13 protein-coding genes are annotated in these 15319 nt (G+C 76.2%); 7 read left to right on the top strand and 6 right to left on the bottom strand.

From position 1 onward, the window contains the following. Positions 1 to 93: 93 nt before the first annotated feature. Entirely contained in the window at positions 94 to 1137 is a 1044-nt protein-coding gene (locus PHK61_RS05395) for a YlbL family protein (protein ID WP_274279935.1), read from the bottom strand. A 171-nt stretch (positions 1138 to 1308) separates the two neighbouring features. Between PHK61_RS05395 and PHK61_RS05390 the strand changes: the two genes are divergently transcribed. Beyond that, positions 1309 to 2739, top strand: coding sequence for a zinc-dependent metalloprotease (locus tag PHK61_RS05390; protein ID WP_274279934.1), 1431 nt, complete (start codon positions 1309 to 1311; stop codon positions 2737 to 2739). On the opposite strand, the gene PHK61_RS05385 is transcribed toward PHK61_RS05390, so the two are convergent. Further along, the gene (locus tag PHK61_RS05385) at positions 2736 to 3317 is read right to left on the bottom strand and encodes a M48 metallopeptidase family protein (RefSeq protein ID WP_274279933.1); all 582 of its coding nucleotides are present in this window, start codon (positions 3315 to 3317) and stop codon (positions 2736 to 2738) included. The two genes, PHK61_RS05390 and PHK61_RS05385, sit on opposite strands and share 4 nt — an antisense overlap. A 53-nt stretch (positions 3318 to 3370) precedes the next feature. Here PHK61_RS05385 and PHK61_RS05380 point away from each other — a divergent pair, with 53 nt between their 5' ends. Together PHK61_RS05380 and PHK61_RS05375 are read left to right on the top strand one after the other, a co-directional pair. Next, on the top strand, positions 3371 to 4414 hold the full coding sequence (locus PHK61_RS05380) for a hypothetical protein (protein ID WP_274279932.1): 1044 nt from the start codon (positions 3371 to 3373) through the stop codon (positions 4412 to 4414). A 43-nt stretch (positions 4415 to 4457) separates the two neighbouring features. Beyond that, the gene (locus PHK61_RS05375; protein WP_274279931.1) at positions 4458 to 5768 is read left to right on the top strand and encodes an ABC1 kinase family protein; all 1311 of its coding nucleotides are present in this window, start codon (positions 4458 to 4460) and stop codon (positions 5766 to 5768) included. 182 nt (positions 5769 to 5950) lie between these two features. Here the strand turns inward: PHK61_RS05375 and PHK61_RS05370 are convergent, their stop codons facing one another. The 3 genes from PHK61_RS05370 to PHK61_RS05360 all read right to left on the bottom strand — a co-directional run bounded on the left by PHK61_RS05370 (position 5951) and on the right by PHK61_RS05360 (position 8961). Then, positions 5951 to 6274: a WhiB family transcriptional regulator gene (locus tag PHK61_RS05370; RefSeq protein WP_274280034.1), complete on the bottom strand. Its 324-nt coding sequence runs from the start codon at positions 6272 to 6274 to the stop codon at positions 5951 to 5953. Positions 6275 to 6453: 179 nt separating this feature from the next. Next, positions 6454 to 6660: a hypothetical protein gene (locus PHK61_RS05365; protein WP_274279930.1), complete on the bottom strand. Its 207-nt coding sequence runs from the start codon at positions 6658 to 6660 to the stop codon at positions 6454 to 6456. A gap of 186 nt (positions 6661 to 6846) precedes the next feature. Further along, positions 6847 to 8961: an ATP-dependent helicase gene (locus PHK61_RS05360; RefSeq protein WP_274279929.1), complete on the bottom strand. Its 2115-nt coding sequence runs from the start codon at positions 8959 to 8961 to the stop codon at positions 6847 to 6849. Between the two features lie 92 nt (positions 8962 to 9053). Here PHK61_RS05360 and PHK61_RS05355 point away from each other — a divergent pair, with 92 nt between their 5' ends. Next, complete coding sequence (locus PHK61_RS05355; RefSeq protein ID WP_274279928.1) at positions 9054 to 10025, top strand: ATP-binding cassette domain-containing protein; 972 nt, start codon at positions 9054 to 9056, stop codon at positions 10023 to 10025. Continuing rightward, complete coding sequence (locus PHK61_RS05350) at positions 10022 to 10861, top strand: ABC transporter permease (protein WP_274279927.1); 840 nt, start codon at positions 10022 to 10024, stop codon at positions 10859 to 10861. The genes PHK61_RS05355 and PHK61_RS05350 overlap by 4 nt, the downstream gene beginning before the upstream one ends. A 6-nt stretch (positions 10862 to 10867) precedes the next feature. On the opposite strand, the gene PHK61_RS05345 is transcribed toward PHK61_RS05350, so the two are convergent. Further along, entirely contained in the window at positions 10868 to 11584 is a 717-nt protein-coding gene (locus PHK61_RS05345; RefSeq protein WP_274279926.1) for an AraC family transcriptional regulator, read from the bottom strand. An 86-nt stretch (positions 11585 to 11670) separates the two neighbouring features. Between PHK61_RS05345 and PHK61_RS05340 the strand changes: the two genes are divergently transcribed. Continuing rightward, the gene (locus PHK61_RS05340) at positions 11671 to 15027 is read left to right on the top strand and encodes a proline dehydrogenase family protein (RefSeq protein ID WP_274279925.1); all 3357 of its coding nucleotides are present in this window, start codon (positions 11671 to 11673) and stop codon (positions 15025 to 15027) included. Between the two features lie 34 nt (positions 15028 to 15061). Next, complete coding sequence (locus PHK61_RS05335; RefSeq protein ID WP_274279924.1) at positions 15062 to 15307, top strand: mycoredoxin; 246 nt, start codon at positions 15062 to 15064, stop codon at positions 15305 to 15307. Positions 15308 to 15319: the final 12 nt, after the last annotated feature.

Raw genomic sequence — 15319 nt, 5'->3', positions numbered from 1 at the left:
CCCTGCTCGGAGACGGAGCGGAGCGGAGCTCGACCATCGGGCCCGGCGCTCACCAGGGACGTCACGGGTGCGGCGCCGGATCCGGCACGCGCGTCAGCACGGGGCCGGCGTGCGCCCGGCCCGGACCGCCTCCAGGGCCGCGATCCCCTCGCCCAGCGTCCCGACGCGGGCGAGCGTCAGCCCCTCCGGCGCCTCGGCCACGGCCTCGGCGCAGTTGCCCGCCGGCACGAGGAAGACCTCTGCGCCGTCGTGGCGCGCGGCGTCCATCTTGAAGCGGATGCCGCCGATGTCCCCGACGCGGCCGAGCGCGTCGATCGTCCCGGTGCCCGCGACGACGTGGCCGCCGGTGATGTCGCCGGGCGTGAGCTTGTCGACGATCGCCGACGCGAACACCAGCCCGGCCGAGGGCCCGCCGATGTCGCCGAGGCTGATCCGCACGTCGACCGGGGAGTCGACGATGTTCGTCGGCGTGACGCCGAGGAAGCCGCGCGGGTCGCCGTCCGGGCGGGCGGCCGCGACGACGGTGACGTCGGTGCGCGGGCCGGGGGCGCCGAGCGGGCCGCGCTGGACGGTCACGGTGACCGCCTGCCCCGGCCGCGTGGGCGCCAGCGCGTCGACGACCTCCTGCGGGGTCGTCACCGGGCGCCCGTTGACGGCGACGATCCGGTCGCCGGGAGCGAGCAGGCCCGCCGACGGCGAGTTGTCGAGCACCGAGCCGACCTGCACCGCCGTCGGGTAGCCGAGGTAGCGCAGCGCCGCGGCCTCGGCGTCGGTCTCCGACTGCGCGAACTGACGCGTGTTCTCCTGGTCGACCTGCTCGCTGGAGCGCCCGGGCGGGTAGACCGACTCGCGCGGCAGCACCTGCTCGTTGCCCGAGGCCCACATCGCCATCGCGCCGAACAGCGTGACCTGCGTCGTCACCGCGACCGTGGTCATCCGCAGCTGCCCGCTCGTCGGGTAGACCGGCGCCGGGCCGGAGATGTCCACGACCGTGCGGCCGTCCTGCCCGGTGCCCAGCACGTCGAACGTGGGGCCGTCCCCGAGCGCCACGAACGGCACCCGCACCGTCGCGCCGAGGAGTCCCAGCACCCCGGCCAGCACGAGTCCGAGCGCCAAGGTCGCGCGCAACCGGGTCACGGCCGGACAGGGTAGTGACCGGGGGTGTGCCCGCCGTGCGGGGACGTCGGCCGTCCGCTCCGGGCCGGTTCCTGCGGCGTCCCTGGGAGCTTCCTGGGTGTTCGCCGTGAGCGTGCCCCGGGAGCGTGCTCGGGCCCCCGATCAGCCGCGGGGCCGCGTACCGTCGACACCATGAGTGACCTGCCCTTCGGTTTCGGGCCGTCCGACCCTGACGACGAGTCCCGCCGCTCCGGATCCGGTGGCGGTCAGGGAGGCGGTGGCTTCGGCTTCGGTCCCGGGATGGGCCTGCCCGGCGGTGCGGGCGGGCCCGGCGGCTTCGACATGGGTCAGCTCGGCCAGATGCTCACCCAGCTCGGGCAGATGCTGTCCCAGTCGTCCGGGCCGGGCGCCGAGGGACCGGTGAACTACAAGCTCGCGGCCCAGATGGCGCACCAGCAGCTCGGCGCGGAGGGCAAGAAGGCGCCGACCGGCGAGCAGCAGCGCGCCGCCGAGGAGTCCGTGCGCCTCGCCGAGCTGTGGCTCGAGGACGCCACGACGCTGCCCTCGGGCGCCTCGCAGGTCGTCGTGTGGTCGCCCGCGCAGTGGATCGACACGACGATGCCCACCTGGCAGCGCCTGTGCGACCCGGTGGCGCAGCGCGTCGCCGGCGCATGGGTCGAGGGCCTGCCCGAGGAGGCCCGCCAGATGGCGGGCCCGATGCTCGGGATGATCTCGCAGGTCGGCGGCATGGCCTTCGGCTCGCAGCTCGGCCAGGGGCTCGCCCAGCTGGCCAAGGAGGTGCTGACCTCGAGCGACGTCGGCCTCCCCCTCGGCCCCGAGGGCACCGCGGCGCTGCTGCCCGCCGCCATCGCGACCTTCACCGAGGGCCTCGACCGCCCGGCCGGCGAGGTGCTCGTCTTCCTCGCCGCGCGCGAGGCCGCCCACCAGCGCCTGTTCGGGCACGTGCCGTGGCTGCGCCAGCGGCTGCTCGCCACCGTCGAGGAGTTCGCGCACGGCATCTCGATCGACACCTCGCGCATGGAGGAGCTCGCCCGCGAGGTCGACCCCACCAACCCCGCCTCGCTCCAGGAGCTCATGAGCTCGGGGATGTTCGAGCCGCAGACCACCGAGTCGCAGAAGGCGGCGCTGCGGCGCCTCGAGACGCTGCTCGCGCTGGTCGAGGGCTGGGTCGACGTCGTCGTCGCCGACGCGGTGGGCGACCGCCTGCCCGGTGCCGTCGCGCTCGGCGAGACGCTGCGCCGCCGCCGCGCCTCCGGCGGGCCCGCCGAGCAGACGTTCGCGACGCTGGTCGGGCTCGAGCTGCGCCCGCGGCGCCTGCGCGACGCGGCCACCCTGTGGCGCCGCCTCACCGACGAGCGCGGCATCGAGGGCCGCGACGCGGTGTGGGCCCACCCGGACCTCATGCCCACCGCCGACGACCTCGACGACCCCTCGTCGTTCGTCGGCGAGCGCCGCTCTGTCGCGCCCTCGGAGGAGGGCGCCGCCCCGAAGAGCGGCGAGAGCTTCTCCGACCTCGACGACCCGCTGGCCCGCCTCGAGGCCGAGATGAAGGCCGAGCAGGAGGCGAAGGAGCGGCCCGACGACGAGGGCAAGGGCGGCTAGTCGGAGTCCTCGTCGGCGTCCCCGCCGTCGGTGTCGGTGATCGGCAGGCCGGCGCCGGCCGCGAGGCCCTCGAGGTAGCCGATCGCGCGCTCGCTGCGCGGGTAGGCCGCCTCGGCGGCCCGGAACGCGGGGCCGTGGTGCGGCTCGCGCAGGTGCACGAGCTCGTGCACCAGGACGTGGTCGAGCACCCACCCGGGGACCTCGCGGAGCCGCTCGCCGATCCGGATCGTCGCGTCCGCCGGCGTGCACGACGCCCAGCGGGTGCGCATCGGCTTCGTCCAGCGCACCGACGCCGGGCGCGGCCACGCACCGTCGGGCGCGATCGGGTCGAGGTGCGCGGCCGCCAGCGCGTCGGCCCGCGCGGCGAGGTCCGCGTCGCCCGCCCGGCGCCCGGGCCGGCGGCGGGCGTCGGCGCGCTCCAGGCGGCGCAGCATCTCCTCGACCCACTGCCGTTCCTGGGCCCGGGACATCGACGCCGGGATGTTGACGACCACCGTCGACCCCTCGCGGTGGGCGTCGACGGTGCGCTTCCGGCGCCGGCTGCGGCGGACCTCCACCTCGGGACGCGGATCGACCACACCGGGAGCGTAGAAGGCGGATCCGGAGGGCCTGCCGGTGCGTCGAACCAGGTGTGCTCCTCACTCCCCCCGCCCCGCTCCCCGACCGCCCCCGCCTCCGCCTCCCGGCGCTGCACCGGGCCCCCGACGTCCTGCAGTTCGGCGCCGGGCCGTCCGACGTGCTCGTCGTGGACGGCCTGACCCCGCCGCTCGTCCGCATGGTCGAGACCCTCGACGGCACCCGCCCGCCCGCGCGGGTGCTGGCCGACGCCGTGGCCGCCGGCGCCTCGCCGACCGCCGCCCGCGACCTCCTCGACCGCCTGCACGCCGCCGGCCTGCTCGCCGCCCCGGCGGCCCCGCCGTCGCGGCGGCGGGTGCTGGTCCGGGGCGCCGGGCGCATCGCGGTGTCGGTGGCCTGCCTGCTCGCGGCGGCCGGGGTCGGCCGGGTCCTCGTCGAGGCCGCGGGCACGGTGTCGCGCGACGACGTCGGCACCGGGCTGCTCGCCGGGGACGTGGGCCGCCCCGCGGAGCGGGCCGCGCAGGACGCCGTGGCGCGGGCCGGCGCGCCGTCGCCCGGACCGCCCGCGGCGCGGCGGTGGCTGTCCGCGCGGGCCGATCTCGTCGTCCTCGCGGACGGCGCCCGGCCCGACCCGCTGGCCGCCCAGCGGCTCGTCCTGGACGGGCGCGCGCACCTGCCCGTCGCCGCGCTCGACGGCGTCGGCACCGTCGGGCCCCTCGTCGTGCCGGGGACGACGCCCTGCCTGCGCTGCGACGACCTCGCCCGCGCCGACGCGGACCACGCGTGGCCCCGGGTGGCGGCCGAGCTGGTGGGTCGGCGCGATGCCGTGCCGGTGGCCCTGGCCGCGGCCACGGCCGCGCTGGGGGCCGGCGAGGTCCTCGCGGCCCTCGACGGCGGCGTCCCCGCGTCCCGGGGTGCGGTGCTCGTGCTCGCCGCCGGCGGCACGCGCCGGGTCCGGCCCGTCCGGCGCCACCCCGACTGCGGCTGCGGCGGGCTCGCGGGCCGCCGGGGGCGCGGCACGGGTGGGGCCGAGGTCACGCCGGGCACGACCGTCCTGGTCAGGGCCACGCCGGGCACCACGACGGCGGGAGCGGCGTGACCTGATCGCGCCGTCACGCTCGGCACGGGGGAGAATCGGGGGCGTGACCGATGACATCCCCCGCCGGTCGGTCCAGCGGTCGGCGCGGCTGGCCTCGCTCCCGCTGGGCTTCGCGTCCCGCACCGCGGCGGGCTGGGGCCGTCGGCTCGCCGGGGGCGACCAGGGTCAGATCTCCGCCGACGTCGCGCGCCGCGGCGCCGAGCAGCTCTTCGCCGTGCTCGGGGAGCTCAAGGGCGGGGCCATGAAGTTCGGCCAGGCCCTGTCGGTGTTCGAGGCGGCGGTGCCCGACGAGCTCGCCGAGCCCTACCGCGAGGCCCTGACCCGCCTGCAGACCGCGGCGCCGCCGATGCCGGCCGCGCGTACCCACCGGGTGCTCGCCGAGCAGTTCGGGCGCGGGTGGCGCGACCGCTTCCTCGAGTTCGACGACACCCCGGCCGCCGCGGCGAGCATCGGGCAGGTGCACCGCGCGGTGTGGCACGACGGGCGCGACGTGGCCGTCAAGGTGCAGTACCCGGGCGCGCAGGAGGCCGTGATGGCCGACCTGCGCCAGCTGCAGCGCTTCAGCCGCATGGTGCAGCCGCTCGTGCCGGGCATGGAGATCAAGCCCCTGCTCTCCGAGCTGCGCGACCGCATGGCCGAGGAGCTCGACTACCGCGACGAGGCCGACGCCCAGCGCGCCTTCGCCGCCGCCTACGAGGGCGACGCCGACGTGGTCGTCCCGCGCGTGGTGGCGTCGGCGCCGAAGGCGATGGTCTCGGAGTGGGTCACCGGCACGCCGCTGTCGGCGATCATCCGCGCCGGCGAGCCCGAGGAGCGCGACCGCGTCGGCCTGCTGCTCTCGCGGTTCCACTTCTCCTCGCCCGCGCGGGTGGGGCTGCTGCACGCCGACCCGCACCCGGGGAACTTCCAGATCCTGCCCGACGGGCGCCTGTGCGTCATCGACTTCGGCGCGGTCGCGCGCCTGCCCGACGGCCTGCCCCGCGAGCTCGGCGCCATGCTGCGCCTGGCTGTCGAGGACCGCTCCGACGAGCTCCTCGAGCTCCTGCGCGAGCTGAACTTCGTGCTGCCCGGCGTGGACATGGGCCCCGAGGAGGCCATCGCCTACCTGGGGCCGCTGACCGACCCCCTGCGCACCGAGAAGTTCCACTTCACGCGCGCGTGGCTGCGGGGCCAGGCCGACCGGCTCGGCGACCTGCGCCGCCCGGAGTTCACCACCGGGCGCGGGCTGAACCTGCCCCCGCAATACCTGCTCGTGCACCGCGTGACGCTCGCGTCGGTCGCGGTGCTGTGCCAGCTCGATGCGGAGATCCCGCTGCGCGGCGTCTTCGAGGAGTGGCAGCCGGGCTTCGCCTAGCCGCCCGGTCCTCAGGGGCCCGGTGCGCACGCCGGCATCGACCAGGGCGCACCGGCCCCCCTCTCCCCCTCGCGAGGGGGTCCGGGGCCGGGTCCCCGGGTGCGTGCAGCGAGGGACTCCCTCGCTGCGTGGCACGCAGCGAGGGTGACCCTCGCTCCCCCCGGGACCCGGCGGACCGGGCCTCAGGCGACCCCGGCGGCCGCCCGGGCCGCGGCGAGCTCGGCGTCGCGGGCGAGGTCGGCCTTCGACGGCCGGCCCCGGGGCCGCTTCCGGGCGATCACGGCACCCCGGTCGAAGATCTCGCCGCCCCACACGCCGCAGTACTCCCGCCGCTCCATCGCCCCGGCCAGGCAGGTGCGCCGGATGGGGCAGTCCACGCAGAGGGCCTTCGCCCGCTCGAGGTCGGCGGGTCGGTCGGAGAACCACAGGTCCTCGCCGGAGATCCGGCACGGGAGGTCGTCGACGATGGTCAGGGCGTCGAACAGGTCGACGTCGGGGGTCTCGATTCCGGTCTCGGGGGCGGTCGGACGAACGGCGAGTCCGGCGGGGGACACGGTCTACCTCCGGTGGGCGGGTCGGCGGGGGCCGGGACCGCGGGGGAGTCGTGTCCTGGAGAGACGACGAAGGCCGCGGTCCCTGATGCGGGTCCGCGGCCTCGTGGGTCGTGTCGGTGGCGCTCCTGGGCTCAGGGGCTCCACCGCGAGGCTGCGGACGGTCGCTGCGGGACGAAGGTCGGGAGGTACTGATCGCGCTCGGCGACGCGGGGGCGCTGCGTCTTCGGCATCCCCTGCGGCTCGCACGCCACGACGGCGTCGATCAACGACGCCGTGCCCGTGACGGCACGCCAGCTCGCGACGTGGCGACCGGTGCCCGCGAGAGTCACGTTGTCCATCGTCACGAGCCCCCTTCCTGGGTCACCACGCGGCGGAGAACCGCCCGACCGGCAGCCTCGTGCGCCGGTGTGTGATCGACGGTAGGGCGGCCCCGGGAACCGGGCAACGCATTTTCGGAAACTTTCCCGGAGATCCTCGGACCGGACACGGACGGTCCCGCACGGGTCGGGCCGCGCTCTCCTGAGCTACGACGCGTGCTCGCGCACGAGGGAGAGGACGTCGTCGCCGTAGCGTTCGAGCTTCGACGAGCCGATGCCCGGGATGGCGACGAGGCCCGAGGGGTCGTGCGGGCGCTGCTCGGCGAGCGCGATGAGCGTCGCGTCGGTGAACACGACGTACGCGGGCACCGAGCGGGACTTCGCCTCCGCCGAGCGCCAGACCTTGAGGGCCTCGAGCAGCGTCTCGTCGATGTCCGAGGGGTGCGTGCTGCAGCGGCCGAGCTTCGCCGACGCCGCGTCGGGCAGCGGCTTCCCGCACACGCGGCACGCCGGCTTGCCCCGGGAGCCGCCGTTGTCGCGGCCGGTGGGCACGCGCGCCGCGGGGTGCTCCTCGGGCACGAGGCCGTAGAGGAAGCGGCTGCGGCGCCGCGAGCGACGCCCGCCGGCGTTGCGCGACAGCGCCCACGACAGCCGCAGGTGCACGCGGGCGCGGGTGACGCCGACGTAGAACAGGCGCCGCTCCTCCTCGATCGCGTCGTCGTCGCCGTCGGCGTGCTGGATGGGCAGCGTGCCGTCGGTGAGGCCGACGAGGAACACCGCGTCCCACTCCAGGCCCTTGGCGGCGTGCAGCGAGGAGAGCGTGACGCCCTGCACGGTCGGCGGGTGCTGGGCCTGCGCGCGGGTCTGCAGCTCGGCGAGGAACGCCGCGAGGTCGGCGTCGGGCACGGCGGCGACGAGCTCCTCGGCGAGCTCGGTGAGGGCCCGCAGCGACTCCCAGCGCTGGCGCGCGGCGCCCTGCCCGGCCGCGCCCGCCGGCGGCTCGTCGGTGAGCCCCTGCTCGCCGAGCACCGCCCGCACCAGCGTGACCATCCCGGCGCCGGTGGCCTCCTCGGGCGCGCGCGACGCGGCGGTGCGCAGGGCGGCGATCGCGGTGCGGACCTCGGTGCGCTGGAAGAACCGCTCGCCGCCGCGCACCTGGTAGGCGATGCCGGCGTCACCGAGCGCGGTCTCGTAGACCTCGGACTGCGCGTTGACGCGGTAGAGCACGGCGATCTCGGCGGGCGGCACCCCGTCGTCGACCAGCTCGCGGATCGCCGCCGCGACGGCCGCGGCCTCGGCGGGCTCGTCGTCGTGCTCGGCGAAGTCGGGGTCGGGGCCGGGCGGGCGCTGGCCCTCGAGGCGCAGCCGCGACCCGGCCGCGCGCCCGCGCGCCGCGCCGATCACCGTGTTCGCGGCCGAGACGACCTGCGGGGTGGAGCGGTAGTCGCGCACCAGGCGCACGACCGTCGCCTCGGGGAAGACCCGGGGGAACTCGAGCAGGTACGACGGGCTCGCCCCGGCGAACGAGTAGATCGTCTGGTTGGCGTCGCCGACGACGGTGAGGTCGTCGCGCCCGCCGAGCCAGGCCCGCAGCAGGCGGTGCTGGGCCGGCGTGACGTCCTGGAACTCGTCGACGACGAAGCAGCGGTAGCGCTCGTGGAACTCATGGGCGACCTCGGGGTGCTCCTCGAGCGCGGCGGCGGTGTGCAGCAGGAGGTCGTCGAAGTCGAGCACCTCGGCGCGGTTCTTGAGCGCCTCGTAGGTCTCGTACACGGCGGTGACCTGCTCGACCGGCGCCGGCACGTCGCGGGCGGCCTTGCCCGCCGCGGCCGCGTAGTCCGACGCCGGGACGAGCGAGGCCTTGGCCCACTCGATCTCGCTCGCGAGGTCGCGCAACGACTCGCGGGTGGTGGGCGCCCCGGCGCGCTGGGCGGCCTGCCCGACGAGGCGCAGCTTGCCCTCGAGCACCTCCCACGGCGCGCCGCCGACCACGCGCGGCCAGAAGTAGCGCAGCTGGCGCAGCGCCGCGGCGTGGAACGTGCGCGCCTGGACCGGCGGCTGCCCGGGCCCGCCGCCGACCCCGAGGTCGCGCAGCCGGGTACGCATCTCCCCCGCGGCCCGCGCGGTGAACGTGACGGCCAGGACCTGCCCGGACTGCACGTGACCGGCGGAGACGAGGTGGGCGATCCGTCGCGTGATCGTGCGGGTCTTGCCGGTGCCCGCGCCGGCCAGGACGCACACCGGACCGCGCGGGGCGAGGACGGCCTGGGACTGCTCGGGATCGAGTCCGGACGTCGCCCTGTCTCCGTCGCTGCCGCCCACGGCCCCATGGTCTCAACCGGGGCCGACAGCCGTGGGCGGGACGGTCCGAAATCTCCATGACGCTGTCGGACCCCTCTGGAACTGTGGAGAGCGTGCCACCTGCCATCGAGGCCGACGGTCTCGTCAAGCGCTTCGGCGCCACCACGGCGCTCGCGGGCGCCAGCTTCTCCGCCACCGAGGGCACCGTCCTCGGCGTGCTCGGGCCCAACGGCGCCGGCAAGACCACCGCGACGCGGGTGCTCGCGACCCTGCTCGCCCCGGACGAGGGCCGGGGGCTGGTCGGCGGGTACGACGTTGTGGCCGAGCCCCACCGCGTGCGCACCCTCATCGGGCTCACCGGCCAGTACGCGGGCGTCGACGAGGCGCTCACGGGCACCGAGAACCTCGTGCTCATCGCCCGCCTGCTCGGCCAGGGCCGGGCGGCGTCCCGGCGGCGCGCGGCGGAGCTGCTCGCCCAGTTCGGGCTCACCGACGCCGCGGGCCGCGCCGCGCGCACCTACTCCGGGGGCATGCGCCGCCGGCTCGACCTCGCGGCGTCGCTGGTCGGGCGCCCGCGCATCCTGTTCCTCGACGAGCCGACCACCGGGCTCGACCCGGCGAGCCGCAACGAGCTGTGGGACATGGTCCGCACGCTCACCGACGACGGCGTCACCGTGCTGCTCACCACGCAGTACCTCGAGGAGGCCGACCAGCTGGCCGACGACATCGTCGTCATCGACCGGGGCACGGTGGTCGCGACGGGCACGCCCCGCGACCTCAAGGCGCGGGCCGGCGCCGCGGTGCTGCAGATGCGCCCGACGCAGCCCGAGCAGCTCGACGCGGTGCGCCGCGTCGCCGCCGAGCTGGCGGGCACGGAGCCGACCGTCGAGCAGGGCACGGTCGCGGTGCCCGCCGTCGACGACGCGCTGATGCCGGCGGTGGTGCGCCGCCTCGACGACGTCGGGGTCAGCCTCGCCGAGCTGACGCTGCGGCGCGCGACCCTCGACGAGGTCTTCCTGGCCCTCACCGGGCACCGGGCCGTCGAGGACGACCAGGACACCGAGATCCTCAAGGAGACGGCGTGACCCTCGACCGCACGACGACGGTGCGGCCCGCCGTCACCACCGATCCCGGGCCACGGCCGCCGTCGCGGCGGGTCTCGCCGGGGCAGTGGGCGAGCCAGTCGCTGACCATGGCGTGGCGCAGCATCGTCCAGATCAAGCACAACCCGTCCGAGCTGCTCGACCTGTCCATCCAGCCGATCATGTTCGTGCTGCTGTTCACGTTCGTGTTCGGCGGCGCGATCGGCGGGTCCACCGACGCCTACCTGCAGTTCGCGCTGGGCGGGCTCATCGCGCAGAACGCGCTGTTCCTCACCATCTACACCGCCACCGGGCTCGCGACCGACCTGCAGAAGGGCACGTTCGACCGCTTCCGCAGCCTGCCGATCGCCCGCTCCGCCCCGCTGTCCGGACGGATCCTCGGCGACGTGCTGCGCCAGCTGTGGTCGCTGGTGGTGCTGCTCGCGGTCGGCGTGCTGCTCGGCTTCCGGATCACGACGAGCCCGCTGGCCGTGGTCGCCGCGTTCGGCCTCCTGGTCGCGTTCACGCTGGCGTTCTCGTGGACGTCGGTGCTGCTCGGGGTGCTCGCCCGCGACCCGGAGAAGGTCCAGATCTACGGGTTCACGGTGCTCTTCCCCCTGACCTTCGCGAGCAACGCCTTCGCCCCGACCCAGACGATGCCCGGCTGGTTGCAGGCCTGGGTGTCGATCAACCCGGTGACGCGGATGGCCGACGCGCTGCGCGGACTGCTGGTCGGCGGGCCGGTCGCCGCCAACGCGGTCGCCACGCTGCTCTGGGGCGTCGCGTTCGCCGCGGTGTTCGGGCCGCTCGCGGTGTGGGCGCTGCGCACGCGCACCTGACCGGCGTCAGCGCGCCCGGCGCCGGTACTGGCCAGGTGTCTCGCCGGCGAGCCGGGCGAACTGGCGGGTGAACGCCGGCTGGTCGTGGAAGCCGCACGCCGTGGCGATCTCGGCCAGCGGGAGGTCGGAGCCGGTGAGGAGCGCGCGGGCGTGGTCGATCCGCGTCCGCAGCACGAACTGGGTGGGCGCGAGCCCGAACACCCGCCGCACACGGCGCTCGAGCGCCGAGGTGGAGCAGCCGGCGGCCGCGACCATCTCCTCCACGCGCGGCGGGCGGTCGGGGCGGGCGGCGACCAGGTCGACGACCGCGCGCAGCGCCGGGAGCGCGGGGTCGGAGTCCTCCGGGCTGCGCAGGTCCTCGGACACGCTGACCACGCCGGCGACGGTGCCGTCGCCGGCGCGCACCGGGAGCTTGGTCGTGACGTACCAGCCCGCGGCCCCGCGCCCGCGCCGGATCAGTTCGAGCTCGTGGCGCAGCGGCCGGCCGTCGGCGAGGACTGCGGCGTCCTGCTCCTCGTAGCGCTCGGCGAGCGCCGGGACGAACAGGTCGCCGGCCCGGCGGCCGATCACCGCGGCGCGGCTGCGCTCCCGGGTCCGGCGCACGAAGGCGTCGTTGACCTCGGTGTACCGCCCGGCCGCGTCCTTCGCGCAGAACATCACGTCGGTCAGCTCGCCGAACAGCTCGAGGAGGGCCTCGGCGGGCGGCCTGGTCGGGTCCGGCATCCGGCGAGGATGCCTGGTCCGGATCCGCCGCGCCCGGCGCCGGATCGGGACAAGACCGGCGCGCCGAACGGGGCCACGATGGGGGCATGACCGAGCAGCTCGTGCCCGCCGCGCTCGAGGCCGGCGGGATCCCCGACGACCTCGTCGAGCGCGCGGTGATCCGCGCCGACCAGTGGGCCCGGGCCGGGTCGGCGGGCACCGCGGAAGGGCCGTCCGCGCAGCTGGCCGCGCTGGTGCACGACCCGGCCGGGATCGACTTCACGCTGCGGTTCGTCGACCGCGTCGCCCGCCCCGCCGACGACGATGTCGCCGCCCGCGAGCTGGCGCGGCTGGCGGGTCGCCGCTCGCCGCTGCCCGCGTTCGTCGGCCGGCGCGACGCGGCGCTGCTGCGGGCCGGGGCGCTGGCCGGGCCGCGCCTGCCGCGCGTCGTGGTGCCGCTCGCCCGCCGGCGCCTCAAGGCCATGGTCGGCCACCTCATCGTCGACGCGGACGGGCGTGCGCTGGGCCGGCGCCTCGCCGAGGCCCGCGACGAGGGCTTCCGGCTCAACCTCAACCTGCTCGGCGAGGCGGTGCTCGGCGAGGACGAGGCCGACCGGCGCCTCGCGCGCACGATGGACCTGCTGCGCCGCGAGGACGTCGACTACGTGTCGGTGAAGGCGTCGTCGGTGGCGAGCCAGCTGGTGCCCTGGGACCTCGAGGGCAGCCGCGACCGGCTCGTCGAGCGCCTCACCCCGCTGTTCGAGCTGGCGCGCGAGACCGGGTCGTTCGTGAACCTCGACATGGAGGAGTACAAGGACCTCGACCTCACCATCGCGGTGTTCATCGCGCTGCTCGACCGTCCCGGGTTCGCGGACCTGCCCGCCGGGATCGTGCTGCAGGCCTACCTCCCCGACGCGCTCGGCGCGCTCACCGAGCTCGCGGCCTTCGCACGCCGCCGGGTCGCCGCCGGCGGGGCGCCGATCAAGGTGCGGCTGGTGAAGGGCGCGAACCTCGCGATGGAGAAGGTCGACGCCGCGCTGCACGACTGGCCGCAGGCGCCCTACACCACCAAGGCCGAGGTGGACGCCAACTACGTGCGACTGCTCGACCGCGCGGTCGGCGGGGACCTCGTCGACGCGCTGCGCCTGGGTGTCGCGAGCCACCACCTGCACCACGTGGCGCTCGCCGTCGAGCTGGCGGCCGCGCGCGGCGCCGAGCGCCAGCTCGACGTCGAGATGCTGCAGGGCATGGCGCCGGCGCAGGCGCGCGTCGTCGCCCGGGACGTCCGCGAGCAGCTGGTGCTCTACACGCCGGTGGTGCACCGCGGCGACTTCGACGCGGCCGTCTCGTACCTCGTGCGCCGGCTCGAGGAGAACGCGTCGCCGGAGAACTACCTGTACGCGCTGTTCTCCGACGCCGGGCCCACGTCGTACGTCGACCGGTTCCGGGCGTCGGTGCGCGACCGCGACACGATGCGGGCGACGCCGCGACGGACGCAGGACCGCGCCGACGAGACTCCGGCGATCCCCGACCCCGTTGGTCCGGCTCCGCTCCGCTCCGCGTCCGGCAGCTTCCGCAACGAGCCCGACACCGACCCGTCGCTGCACGCCAACCGCGCCTGGGCGCTGAAGGCGATCACCACGCCCGCCCCGCCCGTGCACGAGCCCGAGATCACCGACCCGGCCGGCGTCGACGCCGTCGTCGAGCGCGCCGCCGCCTCGGCGTGGGCCGGCCGGCCGGCGCGCGAGCGCGCGGCCGTGCTCCGCGACGCGGCCCGGGCGCTGGCGGCGGCGCGCGGGGACCTGCTCACGGTGATGGTCGGCGAGGCCGGCAAGACGATCGCCGAGGCCGACCCCGAGATCTCCGAGGCGATCGACTTCGCGGCGTACTACGCGGACCGCGCACAGGAGCTCGAGGGCGCCCCGTTCACCCCGGACCGGGTCGTCGTCGTGACCCCGCCCTGGAACTTCCCGATCGCGATCCCCCTCGGCGGCTGCGTGGCGGCGCTGGCGGCCGGGGCCTCGGTGGTGATCAAGCCGGCGCCGCAGGTGCGGGCGTGCGCGGAGGTCGGGGTCGCCGCCCTGCACCGCGGCGGCATCCCGGCCGACGCGCTGCAGCTCGTGCACACCGACGAGGGCTCCACCGACGACACCGCGGGCCGGCGCCTCGTGACCCACCCCGCGGTCGACCACGTGGTGCTCACCGGGGCGTCGCAGACCGCGGAGCTCTTCCGGTCGTGGCGGCCCGACCTGCGCCTCGTCGCCGAGACCAGCGGCAAGAACGCGCTGGTGATCACCCCGAGCGCCGATCCCGACCTCGCCGTCGCCGACCTCGTGCGCTCGGCGTTCGGGCACGCCGGCCAGAAGTGCTCGGCGGCGTCGCTGGCGATCCTGGTCGGGTCGACGGCCTCGACGCGCACGGCGGCCGGGGCGCGATTCCACCGCCAGCTCGCCGACGCCGTCCGCACCCTGCGCGTCGGGCACAGCAGCGACCCGTCCACGACGATGGGGCCGCTCATCGCCCCGCCGGACGAGAAGCTCGAGCGGGCGCTGACCCGCCTCGACGCGGGCGAGCGCTGGCTCGTGGAGCCGCGGCGGCTGGGCCCGACGCTGTGGACGCCGGGGGTGAAGGAGCCGGTGGCGCCGGGGTCGTGGTTCCACCTCACCGAGTGCTTCGGACCGGTCCTGGGGCTGATGCACGCGGCGGACCTCGACGAGGCGATCGCGCTGCAGAACGCGACCGGGTTCGGGCTCACCGGCGGCCTGCACGCGCTCGAGCCGGACGAGATCGATCACTGGATGGAGCGGGTCGAGGTCGGCAACGCCTACGTCAACCGCCACATCACCGGCGCGATCGTGCAGCGGCAGTCGTTCGGGGGGTGGAAGGGCTCGGTCGTGGGCCCGGGCGCCAAGCCCGGCGGGCCGAACTACGTCGCCCAGTTCGGGACGTGGCACGACGGCGACCTCGAGGCGCTGGCCACCGCGCCCCTGTCCCCCGCGGTCGCCGCGCTGCTCGCGGGCGCCGCGCGGGACCTGCCGGCCGACGACCTCGCGTGGCTGCGCACCGCGGCCGGCTCGGACGCCGCGGCGTGGCGCGACGAGTTCTCCGTCGAGCACGACCCGACGGGCCTGGCCGCGGAGGCCAACATCTTCCGCTACCGCCCGCTGCCCGCGCTGCGGCTCGTGACCGGGCCGGACGCCGCCGAGCGCGACGTCCTGCGGGTGCGGCTCGCGGCCGCCTGCGCCGGGGTGCCGGTGAGCGGGTTCACGGGCGCACCGCAGCCCGGCGAGCGCCTCCGGGTGGTCGGGACCGCGCCCGAGGAGCTGCGCCGGGCGGCGGCGTCGGCCGGGGCGTCGCTGGTCGACGCGCCGGTGGTGGCGGACGGCCGGCGGGAGATGCTCACCGTGCTGCGCGAGCAGGCAGTCAGTGTGACCCGTCACCGCTTCGGTCACGTGGAAGCCTGAGCGATCTCGTCGCGTTGCACCCGGTGTGGCACAGATGACGATGTACACGACCGCCTGGTGCGGCTTCTGCCGTCGACTCAAGACGCAGCTCGACCGCGAGGGCATCGGCTACGACGAGGTGGACATCGAGCGCGAGCCCGACGCCGCCGAGATCGTCACCCAGGTGAACGGTGGCAACCGCACCGTGCCCACCGTCGTCTACCCCGACGGCAGCGCGGCCACCAACCCCAGCTTCGCCGAGGTCAAGGAGACCCTGGCGCGCGTGGAGGCCGCGTCCTGACCCGCTGTCCGG

It is taken from the genome of Actinomycetospora lutea (assembly GCF_028737205.1).
GTDB classification, from domain to species: Bacteria; Actinomycetota; Actinomycetes; order Mycobacteriales; family Pseudonocardiaceae; genus Actinomycetospora; species Actinomycetospora lutea.
The sequence above is the reverse complement of the archived record's forward strand: the minus strand, read 5'-3'. Positions and strand labels throughout refer to the sequence as shown.

Coding starts and splice junctions, on each gene's coding strand:
- PHK61_RS05345 (WP_274279926.1), bottom strand. CDS start 11,584: ATGCCGGACCCGACCAGGCCGCCCGCCGAGGCCCTCCTCGAGCTGTTC.
- PHK61_RS05340 (WP_274279925.1), top strand. CDS start 11,671: ATGACCGAGCAGCTCGTGCCCGCCGCGCTCGAGGCCGGCGGGATCCCC.
- PHK61_RS05365 (WP_274279930.1), bottom strand. CDS start 6,660: ATGGACAACGTGACTCTCGCGGGCACCGGTCGCCACGTCGCGAGCTGG.
- PHK61_RS05335 (WP_274279924.1), top strand. CDS start 15,062: ATGACGATGTACACGACCGCCTGGTGCGGCTTCTGCCGTCGACTCAAG.
- PHK61_RS05390 (WP_274279934.1), top strand. CDS start 1,309: ATGAGTGACCTGCCCTTCGGTTTCGGGCCGTCCGACCCTGACGACGAG.